The organism is Bartonella sp. AC329YNZD, assembly GCF_042196685.1.
Lineage (GTDB): Bacteria > Pseudomonadota > Alphaproteobacteria > Rhizobiales > Rhizobiaceae > Bartonella.
In genome coordinates, this window is sequence record NZ_JBHIQS010000018.1 from 16,491 (window position 1) to 27,329 (window position 10,839).

General features: G+C 35.5%; 8 protein-coding genes and 1 pseudogene. 5 read left to right on the plus strand and 4 right to left on the minus strand.

The window, feature by feature from the left end:
• Positions 1–369: 369 nt before the first annotated feature.
• Positions 370–849, minus strand: coding sequence for a MaoC family dehydratase (locus tag ACFIMW_RS07725; RefSeq protein WP_375607361.1), 480 nt, complete (start codon positions 847–849; stop codon positions 370–372).
• 159 nt (positions 850–1,008) lie between these two features.
• On the opposite strand from ACFIMW_RS07725, the gene ACFIMW_RS07730 reads away from it, so the two are divergent.
• Positions 1,009–2,343 carry an NAD(P)H-dependent oxidoreductase gene (locus ACFIMW_RS07730; RefSeq protein WP_375608716.1) on the plus strand — a complete coding sequence of 445 codons (1,335 nt, stop codon included), beginning with the start codon at positions 1,009–1,011 and terminating at the stop codon, positions 2,341–2,343.
• A gap of 809 nt (positions 2,344–3,152) precedes the next feature.
• On the opposite strand, the gene ACFIMW_RS07735 is transcribed toward ACFIMW_RS07730, so the two are convergent.
• Positions 3,153–3,503, minus strand: a complete 351-nt coding sequence (locus tag ACFIMW_RS07735; RefSeq protein WP_375607363.1) for a hypothetical protein — start codon at positions 3,501–3,503, stop codon at positions 3,153–3,155.
• A gap of 2,029 nt (positions 3,504–5,532) precedes the next feature.
• On the opposite strand from ACFIMW_RS07735, the gene ACFIMW_RS07740 reads away from it, so the two are divergent.
• From ACFIMW_RS07740 to ACFIMW_RS07750, 3 genes are read left to right on the plus strand one after another with little or no spacing between them, the layout of a single operon-like run.
• Complete coding sequence (locus tag ACFIMW_RS07740; RefSeq protein ID WP_375607364.1) at positions 5,533–6,276, plus strand: creatininase family protein; 744 nt, start codon at positions 5,533–5,535, stop codon at positions 6,274–6,276.
• 21 nt (positions 6,277–6,297) lie between these two features.
• Positions 6,298–7,326: a CobW family GTP-binding protein gene (locus ACFIMW_RS07745; RefSeq protein WP_375607365.1), complete on the plus strand. Its 1,029-nt coding sequence runs from the start codon at positions 6,298–6,300 to the stop codon at positions 7,324–7,326.
• Positions 7,327–7,336: 10 nt separating this feature from the next.
• The gene (locus ACFIMW_RS07750; RefSeq protein ID WP_375607366.1) at positions 7,337–8,308 is read left to right on the plus strand and encodes a WD40 repeat domain-containing protein; all 972 of its coding nucleotides are present in this window, start codon (positions 7,337–7,339) and stop codon (positions 8,306–8,308) included.
• Here ACFIMW_RS07750 and ACFIMW_RS07755 read toward each other — a convergent pair.
• Positions 8,305–8,508 (minus strand): hypothetical protein, encoded by a 204-nt coding sequence (locus ACFIMW_RS07755; RefSeq protein ID WP_375607367.1) that lies wholly within the window; start codon positions 8,506–8,508, stop codon positions 8,305–8,307. The genes ACFIMW_RS07750 and ACFIMW_RS07755 overlap by 4 nt on opposite strands.
• 332 nt (positions 8,509–8,840) lie before the next feature.
• Between ACFIMW_RS07755 and ACFIMW_RS07760 the strand changes: the two are divergent.
• A pseudogene (locus ACFIMW_RS07760) lies at positions 8,841–9,653 on the plus strand (autotransporter outer membrane beta-barrel domain-containing protein); the annotation flags it as partial.
• Between the two features lie 803 nt (positions 9,654–10,456).
• On the opposite strand, the gene ACFIMW_RS07765 reads toward ACFIMW_RS07760, so the two are convergent.
• Positions 10,457–10,839, minus strand: a 383-nt coding sequence (locus ACFIMW_RS07765; protein ID WP_375697389.1) for an autotransporter outer membrane beta-barrel domain-containing protein, incomplete at its 5' end; no start/stop codon positions are given.

The window sequence follows — 10,839 nt, forward strand, 5'->3', positions numbered from 1 at the left end:
TCAATGGCTTTATCGTTATACTATTCACAGGCGCCATTGCGAAATGGGTGTGACGAGCGTTGAGAGACATTGCTTTAAAATAAGCCTGTGAATTGGCAACGTAAGTATATTCCATTTGAAGCGTTCTGTTTTACGTGATGGGTATGATCCCATAAAGAACGCTATAAATAAAAGCGCGAAGCAATGCACTATCTTCATTAGAAAACTCCTCTTCAAAACGATCTAGGAAAGATAGTAACCTGCTATGGCTATCAACGCTATGATAGCTCGATCATATCTATTATCCTATAGATTATTCTCAATATCATCATTGAAGAAACTTCTAATAGAGTTGTATAAAAATTTTGTAAAATAAAGCACTCAAATAATCTAGATATTGGAAGGTTTTTCTTCCACAACAGCAACGATAAGCCATTGAGCGGTAAGAGCTGGTTTTTTTAATTTTTCAATTTCCACCGTAACCCCATAATGGAAAACCACTCGACCAGAAGGGCGAATTTCTGCGTCGTCTAACACAAAACGCGCACGTATCCGTACCCCTGTTTTCACAGGACTCATGAAGCGTACTTTATCGAAACCATAATTAATCCCCATTGTGGTCCCTTCCAACTCAGGAAGAGTCTCATAAGCGAGCGTAGACAAAAGCGATAATGTTAAAAAACCATGAGCAATCGTGCCACCAAACGGTGTTTGCTTAGCCTTTTCCTCATCAACGTGTATCCATTGATGATCATCTGTAGCGCATGCAAACTGATTAATCATATCCTGTGTAACAAGACGCCACTCCGATAATCCTACTTCCTTCCCAATAAAACTGGTGATATCTTGTACTGCTATTTTTTGCTGCATAACGCTATTCCTATTTTATTCGATAAAAGCCCCCCTCTTGCTTTTATAAAATCCATTGATTAGAGCATCAAGAATAAAAGATTAATTGTCTTAAAAACAAATGCACCTTATGAATGAGAAAAGTTCTTTAGCAGAATAGTTTTCAAATAGGAAAAAAGAATGGCAAGCAATGTGAACCTAACAGGTTTAGCGCATGATTTGAAACAACGTGCAGAAAACCATCCCCCCATCCGTATTGGACTGATTGGTTGCGGTGAAATGGGGACAGATTTATTATCAAGTATTGCGCATATGGATGGTATAACAGTCGCTGCTGTAGCCACGAGGACACCATCACGTATTTTTGATGCCGCTACACTAGCCTATGGCGAAGATGGACATGTCTGTGAAATTGAAAATGCTCATGCTCTCACGCAAAGCATTGAAAATGGTTTGATTGCAGCGACAGATGATATTGACCTTGTTTTGCGCCATGAACAAATTGATATTATCATTGATGCAACAGGCTATCCCGAAGCAGGAGCAGAAATTGGTATCAAAGCGCTTGAGAATAACAAACATCTTGTCATGATGAATGTTGAAGCAGATGTTACAATTGGCGCTTATCTCAAACATGAAGCAGAAAAACGAGGGCTCATTTATACACTTGGTGCCGGCGATGAACCAACTTCTTGTATGGAACTCATAGAATTTGTTTCAGCTCTTGGACATAAGATTGTTGCAGCAGGTAAAGGAAAAAATAATCCTCTGCGCTTTGATGCTACACCTGATGCTTACGAAGAAGAAGCATTCCAGCGTAATATGAATGTACGCATGTTGGTTGAATTTATTGATGGTTCCAAAACGATGGTTGAAATGGCAGCCATTGCCAATGCCACCGGCCTTCTCCCCGATTGCCCAGGAATGCATGGACCACGAGCAGCGCTACAAGATTTAAATAAAGTGCTTATTCCAAAGCAAGATGGAGGCATTTTACAGCGATATGGTGTTGTAGATTATTCAATAGGTCAAGGTGTTTCACCAGGTGTTTTTGTGATTGCAGAAATAGCACACCCACGTTTACGCGAGCGTATGGAAGATTTAAAAATTGGTCAGGGGCCTTACTTCACCTTTCATCGCCCCTATCATTTAACAGCAATGGAAGTTCCCCTTACCTGCGCACGTATTATGCTTTATGGAAAAAAAGATATGGTCCCTCTTAGCCATCCCGTAGTAGAAGTCTGTGCTGTTGCTAAAAAAGATTTACATCCAGGTGATCAGCTAGACTTTATCGGTCTTTATACTTATCGTGCTTGGATAATGAACATCGCAGAAGCACGCGCTCACCACGCCATTCCTTGTGGTCTTTTGGAAAAAGCAACAGTAACAGCTGCAATTAAAAAAAACGAACTCATTACAGTACATAATACAGCCATTCGTGAAGATCAATGGATTGCACGTCTTCGTGCTAAACAAGACCTTTTACTTCATTACCCTTCTTCCACTAAGCTATAAATGCTCCTGAATTACCTTACTTAACAGTATCCTTCCCTTAAGCAACAGAATAACCCAGAATACACCTCTATCGCAAATACAGGTTTATATTTTAATAAAAGCATTTTCCAACGATGCACATCACCACTTCCCTCTCACAATATGTCCTGTAAATGCGACAATATAAACCACCCCATGAGATGGCATAAGATTCATTGTGTATCACTATCTTTACTCTATGAAGATACAAACCAGCATCATCATTTATTTGCCAATATTACAACAGCCCTTGAACCTTAGAGATAATTCATGAGAAGAATTCTTACTCTTTTTTTCTTTAATAATTTTGTCCATACACGAACACAACTTGTTATACATAAAAAATATTTTTTATGGATTTAACATCAACAAATTTGAAATGATAAATAATAATTTCTCATTTTTCTTATTGCGTGAGAGCCATGAATACAGGGATACTTTTTTATTTTATCCCCTTATGAAAGATAAAAAAATTTAAAAAGGATAAAATATACCTTTGATGAATAATCTTCATATGAGAAAAGGTAGACAATATTAAAAGACTGATAAAGATAGTAAGTATACTATCCTTATTACTAGAAAATAACCATAAACTGTAAAAAAATTAGGTTACACTAATTTGTAAAAAAAACATAAATGTAGGATCTTGAACTTTAATAATGTTAATAAAAGCTACATTTAATATTAAGAGTAGTGATTTTATTATCTAGTATAGTATAAATAATAAAATATTTATTTTTTTAAATAATGAAGTGAACAAAAAATCCTCGACTCTGTCGATGAGCTTTCTACTAAAGTGTAATGAATATTCCAAAAAGAGATACAACAGCACCTAATACATCCCCAATACATAAAGAAGCAAGAAGTGATAAAATACCTATCCCCCCCCAAAAGGCTGAACCTGAAAAGGCAGCAGCTTTTTCAGGTTTCCCTAAAGCAACTTCATTTTGTCCTTCAATGTTATGGATAACAACCCTATCTACCGCTTTAACAACCGCACTTTTTTCTAATGTAGAAACAATTCCTCCCTCTTGAAATTGATTTTTTACAAAACTTGCATTTCCCTCTATAGTTTGTACAAAAAAAAGAATAAATAGTGTAAAAGTAAATGAACATACACGATTTTTAAATATTTTAAACATAGCTTTCTTTGCTCCTCTTTTTCTTCACTGAAAAAATGAAAGAATATTCACATATATAAAAACCAAAACTTATATTTAATCTATTTAATCATTTATATAATTACACATAAATAAAATATTATATGTAATTTTGTTATTAACAAATAACACATTATGTATTACATGTAAAGATAAAAAACAATAAATGATAAAAATAATAAGAATTTGTTAAATTTATTATTATAAGAAATATTACGAAACAAATTCATTTAAAAAATTATATAATAGAGCTTTTATAAATAATTTAAAATGTAATTAATTTTAAAGAATTATAACATTAAAAACTTTCAATATAATGATAGTGCTTGTCTATTATTTCAATAAAAATAAATAGCACTTAATGGATTTTTATTATATCACTCGTCAGTAATATTAAAAAATAAAATTGGTAGAGAATAAAAAAAATTGATCTAAAACAAATATATCATAATAAATAAATCTTTAAATAGTATACTATTTTTCTATAAAATAGGTATAAATTGTAACAAAATATTGACTTTCAAACCTAACAAAACAAACGCATAAAATAAGTAAATCTATCAGATTGACAAAAACATTATAAGCAATAATTGATCTCCAACAAACTACCTAAAATTAAATAAAAAGAGAGTCATGAAAAATAAGTTGATCCCACAAAATACTGAAAAACAACTTTCTTTATTAATTTTTATAAAAGTTATTCCATATTTTTCGTCAATATTGTAGAGCGTAGCCTTATTTATATTTTGAGTAATTATATTTACTCTGTATTAGTAAAAAATAATTCTCTTTGAAATAAATTTTTGTAATATTCACATAACTGTCTGCAATTTGTGCAAAATGAATAATAATAAAGAATTGATCAAATGCTTGAAGGAAAAGTGATAGAGAAAATTACTAAAAAATTACATTTTTGAAATACTAACTTAAGTAGCGCATTGAAAAAATAACGCCATAAAACTGATATTGAATAATAAATTTATTGTTTTGCCTGTTGAATGAGAAAGCTAACGATTATAAAACTCTCTTATATTTTAACTCTGTTTATATTGAATCAATCAAATTTCTTCACTTGCAAATCACAAACGAGATCGATGTGTGTATAAATACACTTGAAGAAAGGAAAATATTACTTATGAGGTATCTTAACTATCAAGCGCTGTTAACATAGTATTGAAAACTGGCAAAGTGAATGATGGTGCCCCTTTTTACTTTTAAAGTGTAAAGATGGTGGAACACAATAGATTTTATATTATAAGGTTTTACCCTTATACCATTCACAAGCTGCGTCGTGAAATAGGCTTTGGTGTACTAAATGTTTCTTTAAAACAAGCGTGTCGATGTGCAACACAATGGCGTTCTGTTTATCATGTATCCAACGGTGTTTCTTTTTGAATCATCTTATAAACTGCTCTCTGAGAGAGCAAATTCTATCTTAGTGAATTCTTCCCTTTATATTCATTTTTTCTCATGAACACTAAAGTCTGTTAATACACTATCCAAAATAAAATCAATCAATTTCTATTCTTTTGTAATATAGATACGTACACTTAACTTAAGAATTTAGGAATGCTGATTGAAACCAAAATCTGTTCTATCGTAGTACTCATAACAACAAAAATACTTTGACTATTCTTGCTCCATAGCAGAAAGAAGCATATGCAGCTTTATCAAAACTTTCACTTTAATAGACAATAGAAAAATCAGTTTTCATTACATGATGTGAAGTATTTAATATGCCCGAAGATTTACTTGTCAAAAACAAGAATACATATCAAAAAATCTTACAAGAGATATCTATCTTGAGAAGAGTCACCTCATATTACATCAACAATTGAATTGGCTTTTTTCAATAAAAGCTTCACTGTTTTTAACAAAGCTCTCATTTTTATAACATCCCTCTGTAATGTAAAAATATGATATTTGCATTTCTTTTATATATAGACTAAAAAATAACTCTAAAGCCTTTGATCACTTTATCTCTGTTGACTTCTCTTTTGGGCATTAATTTATGGTATCTAACCCACCTTTTCTCGCTCTTTTACCTTTAGGTGCACATGAATATCACGGAGAGCACCTTCCCTTTGAAACCGACTGGATTATAGCTGAAGCATTTGCAAAAGCTCTCACTTTACAAACAAAAGAGCAATTCCCTATCGCACTTTTACCAGTTGAAAAGATTGGCTATTCCATAGAACATATGGATGTTACAGGTACACAAACCCTTACCTTTTCTGATGCGATTAAGCGATGGATAAAGATTGGTGAAAACTGTTATCACAAAGGGATCAACCGTCTTCTTCTTCTCAATGCTCACGGAGGCAATTCACCTTTAATGAGCATTGTTATCACCGAATTACGAAAGCGTCTTTCCATGCTCGCTGTAGCAACAAGCTGGAGCCGTTTTGGTTTACCACAAGGTCTCATGGAGCCATCTCAACAACATCTTGATATCCATGGAGGTTTTATCGAAACCTCTCTCATGCTTTATTTAGCACCGAAAAAAGTTCATATGGAGAAGGCAAAAAATTTTCATAATAAGCAAGCAGATATGATTGCCAATTATCGATATTTACGCGCTTATGGTCCTCATGCCTTTGGTTGGACAATGCATGATCTAAACACGCAAGGTGCGGCAGGAGACGCAAGCAAAGCAACACCACAAGCCGGTGAAGCAATCTTTTCTCATGTTCTGTCTCAGCTTCGTGATTTACTTGATGATATCCATCGATTTAACATAAACACATGGCAATAAAGAACAATAAAAGGTCCCTCCATGGAAAAAATACAGCCCAACAAACTTCCTGTTACGGTTCTCACAGGCTATCTTGGCGCAGGAAAAACCACACTTCTCAACCGCATTCTTAGTGAAAATCATGGCAAACGTTATGCCGTCATTGTCAATGAATTTGGTGAAATTGGTATTGATAATGACCTGATCATTGAATCAGACGAAGAAATTTATGAAATGAATAATGGTTGTGTTTGCTGTACCGTACGTGGTGATCTCATTCGCATTTTGGAAAGTCTCATACAACGTTCTCATCGATTTGATGCGATTATTATCGAAACAACAGGGCTTGCTGATCCCGTCCCTGTAGCACAAACCTTTTTCATGGATGATACGGTCCATGAAAAAACAGCTCTCGACAGTGTCATAGCGGTCGTTGATGCAAAGCATTTGCCCTCTCAACTAAAAACAAATCGTGAAGCTGAAGATCAAATTGCTTTCGCAGATATTGTTCTTTTAAATAAGATTGATCTTGTTACTCAACAAGAACGCAGCCATGCTGAATCTCTCATTCTAGCTATTAATCCTCGCGCTATACTCTATACAACACAGCGCGCCGATATTCCTCTTGAGACACTCCTTAATCGTGGTTCTTTTGATCTCCAACGGACTCTCGATCATGAGCCTCATTTTCTCGATCACCAACATAAAGACCAACACGCCGACCATGTATGTGGTCCCGATTGCGATCATGACCATCATAACGTATCCACCCTTCATGATATTACCATCACTTCTGTAAGTTTAAAAACAGGCGCTTTGCAACCAGAAAAGTTTTTTTCTTGGATTCAACAGGTTACGCAGCAACAGGGGCCTAATATCTTGCGTCTTAAAGGCATTATCGCCTTTCAAGGAGACGATGATCGTTACGTCATTCAAGGGATACATATGCTTCTTGAGGGACAACATCAACGCCCATGGCGTGAAGATGAAAAACGAGAAAGCCGTCTTGTTTTTATCGGACGCTCTCTTGATGCCAAACAGTTAAAAACTGGTTTTGAAAATTGTGCATGAGTAAGTAATAATGCCAAACATTACCCATTATTATCTCAAAAGTTACTGCCTTTCCTGCGGTTTTATAGGCAATAAACCAGCCTTTGTTTCCGTAGAAGGTTTCATTGTTTTTTTAACCCCAACCCCACAAATCGTTGAGGTTCACCAAGGAATAATTTCAAGCCATTTTTCCCATGACAATACCGCAATCATCACAGGGGGAGAAGATGGAAAAGTCTGTCAAACAACCGCAGCGGATCACACAGAAGTGTTAAGCCAAAAAGAACGCAAATGGATAAACAACGTTGCTTTTGGACCACAAAAAGCTTTTGCCTTTTCCTCCTCTCGTCTCGCATTTGCACAGGTTGGAAAAGAACAGCAAGAGCTCACGCATGAACGCAGTGTAGAAGGCCTAGCTTTTGCCCCAAAAGGTTTACGACTTGCCGTTGCCCATTACAATGGTGTTACTCTTCATTGGTTATCAACGCAAATATCTCCTACCACATTGGTATGGAAAGGAGCTCATTGTGGTGTCACCTTTTCACCAGACAACCGCTATGTCATTTCCACGATGCAAGAAAATGCCTTGCATGGCTGGCGTCTGACTGATAATCAGCACCTCCGCATGAGTGGCTACCCAAGCAAAGTCAAAAGCTGGTCTTGGAGCGCCAAAGGAAAATGGCTAGCAACCTCAGGTGCCTCTGCTGCAATTATTTGGCCCTTTCATACAAAAGACGGCCCCATGGGAAAAACACCTCTAGAACTAGGCACACAAGCAAATGCGCTTGTGAGCACCGTTTCATGCCACCCAAACAAAGAAATTGTAGCAATAGGCTTCAATGATGGAATGATTTTAGCCGCATATTTTCATGATGGAAAAGAAGTCCTTCTAAAAGGTTATGGGAAAAGCGCTATCTCAGCACTCAACTGGGATCAAGCAGGGCACAACCTCGCCTTTGGAAGCGAAAATGGTGAATGTGGTATAATCAATATCACTGATTAAATTACACCAACAAGCGCAATCATCGCTGATAAAAAATGCCCACACAATCCTCCAGAAATCTTATCCCCTTGCATCTCTAGAGCTCTCAGAAATCCTATCTCCCTAATCTCTCCCCCCAAAAGTCTCCTAAAATCTTCGTAATCATTAAATCTTCCCTCTTCCTTTCCTGCACCCTTTCGACAAGAAAATACCTTAAACATGTTTTTGACATTTTAACATTGCTACCCCCATACAAGAATAAAAACATCACCCCTAAGACCGCCCCCTATCTCCCTATAAACATCTATATAGGCTACATACTTCCATAACAGCATTTTTCTTAAAAATTTGGCAAAAAATAGCTGATCTCATCATTAAAACAACGATTTATTCCTACGATCAGAAGAAGGGAATTCAACACTATTTTCCTAAATAAAAAGTTTTTTGAGTTCCCCCTCTAAAGAACAAAGTTTCCTACGAGCAGCCTTCTACACTTTAGTTTCTTGCCTAGAAAATTCTATCTAATAATCATTTCATGGAGCTTCTATTACCGCCCTCTGTTCCGGTATCACCTTCATCTCCAGATTCTGTTCCTTCTGCTTCTTCCCCTGTTGAACCAAAGCCTTCTGAGTCCTCTGATGCTTTGGAACCTTCGTCTAATCTCTCTATACCGCTTGATGTTCCGCCTGAGCTAGGTATTAGAGCTGTTGTTCCACAGGTTCCAACTTATCTTCTTTTGCCAAATGCCTTATTTCATGCTGGTTTAGTGGATATGATCACGCAAAATAAGACGTTGGAGATAATGCGGAATGCTTTTCATTCTTCTTGGAAAGAGAATGAAAAGACAGCCTTTTTTCTGCGTGCTTATGGGGGGAGCCATCATTATGCTTCCAATTTATCTGCTTTTGAATATGGCTATGGCGCAGAGCTCGATTATAATGCACTTGAAGCAGGTGTTTTATTGAACGAGATTGAGAGTTTATATACTCGTATATTCTTTGGTGCTTTGGGAAACTATGGAAATCTTTCTCTACACCCTCAGGATGTTGAACAAAGCAAAAAAAGCGCATTTAATAAATGGTCTGTTGCTGCCTATGGAAGTTTGCAGCATGATAGGGGTTTTTATATAGATGGGGTGGTATCGTATGGTCTTTTTAAGGGTGATGTTTTGACCCTTTCACGGGGCAAGGTTGTGGCGTTAAAGGGTAAACAGTTTAGCGGTTCTTTAACGAGCGGTAGAACGTTTGCAACAGGGTATAAAGGTGTTGTTTTTGATCCGCAGATTCAGGTTGTTTATCAGCATCTTCAGTTTAATCAGGCGTTTGATGTTGATAATCTTGATGTTGATTTAGGAAAATTTCATCAATGATTCAGAATACTCATTCATCATTTTACATATTGAATAAAAAACTGAATATTATAAATTTCTTTCATTTCAAACCTGTTTATATTTAATCAATTAACCCGTTGTCCATCACAAACGAAGCTGGCATGTAAAGAAGGACTTTTGAAAAAAGGTGAATTGCTTCTTATGAACATTCTAGGGTGCTAAAATCTGCGCAAATATTGAATGCTGAAAAAAGAATGATGATATCCGCGCATGACCGCAATAAAAATAATATCCTATATCTTATCGAAATTTTTCTGCCACCTATCATTTACAAAACAACAACAGTAACAATACGATAAAGCATACTTTACTTTTATTATAATTTGACCTCAAACTCCCTCTGTTTGTTCTAAAAACAAGTATTTATCCAAAATTCTTAAGTAAATATCCTAAAAAAGGGAACAAATAGCGTATAAATGATATAAACGTGAATAAAGTTCTAAAACAAAATTCAAAACAATGCATAAAACTCATCAAGACTAAACTTATGATCTATAAAAATTAATAAAGAAATGGACAAAAACAATCATCAATATCGTCTCTTTTGAAAGCTTATGCCACAAGCATTTAGCGTTTAATCTTCTCACATTCACAATGAAATCTGTTCTCATATCTTAACATCAAAAATTTTAGAAAAACTCCTCATCGCATAAAAGAAAGCATCTATTGTAATCTTTTATATCAAAAAAATAACCATATTGATGAAGCAAAATAAATTTCAATACATTAAAAGGCAGAAAATCTTCTGCCTTTTAACTAAAAATACATATTGCACCTTTTCAAAAAAGATGGCGCAATCCAGCAGAGAAACTCGTTCCAGAAAAACCAATTTTCTTAAATCTATGCTGATAAGTGACATCTCCACGAAGAGAAAGTTTTGTTGAGAGACGGGCATTAAACCCAACCCCTGCTTCCAAAGAAGAACCAAAGGAACCTAACTGAAAATCGTTTTTAAAAGAAACGAATTGCTTATCTTCAAAACTATGCAAATAAGAAAGCTTACTATAAAAAGAAACTTCACGTCCCTCTTCCACAACACCTAACGTCTTGCTTAAACGCCCACCAACACGCCCCACCCATTGATCAAATTTTCCTAAATCAACATCAAGATTATCAACATCAAACGCCTGATTAAACTGAAGATGCTGATAAACAACCTGAA

Bases quoted from the DNA above. Each gene is read 5' to 3' on its own strand.
- ACFIMW_RS07735 (WP_375607363.1), bottom strand. From the start codon at position 3,503: ATGTTTAAAATATTTAAAAATCGTGTATGTTCATTTACTTTTACACTA.
- ACFIMW_RS07755 (WP_375607367.1), bottom strand. From the start codon at position 8,508: ATGTTTAAGGTATTTTCTTGTCGAAAGGGTGCAGGAAAGGAAGAGGGA.
- ACFIMW_RS07725 (WP_375607361.1), bottom strand. From the start codon at position 849: ATGCAGCAAAAAATAGCAGTACAAGATATCACCAGTTTTATTGGGAAG.
- ACFIMW_RS07750 (WP_375607366.1), top strand. From the start codon at position 7,337: ATGCCAAACATTACCCATTATTATCTCAAAAGTTACTGCCTTTCCTGC.
- ACFIMW_RS07745 (WP_375607365.1), top strand. From the start codon at position 6,298: ATGGAAAAAATACAGCCCAACAAACTTCCTGTTACGGTTCTCACAGGC.
- ACFIMW_RS07730 (WP_375608716.1), top strand. From the start codon at position 1,009: ATGGCAAGCAATGTGAACCTAACAGGTTTAGCGCATGATTTGAAACAA.
- ACFIMW_RS07740 (WP_375607364.1), top strand. From the start codon at position 5,533: ATGGTATCTAACCCACCTTTTCTCGCTCTTTTACCTTTAGGTGCACAT.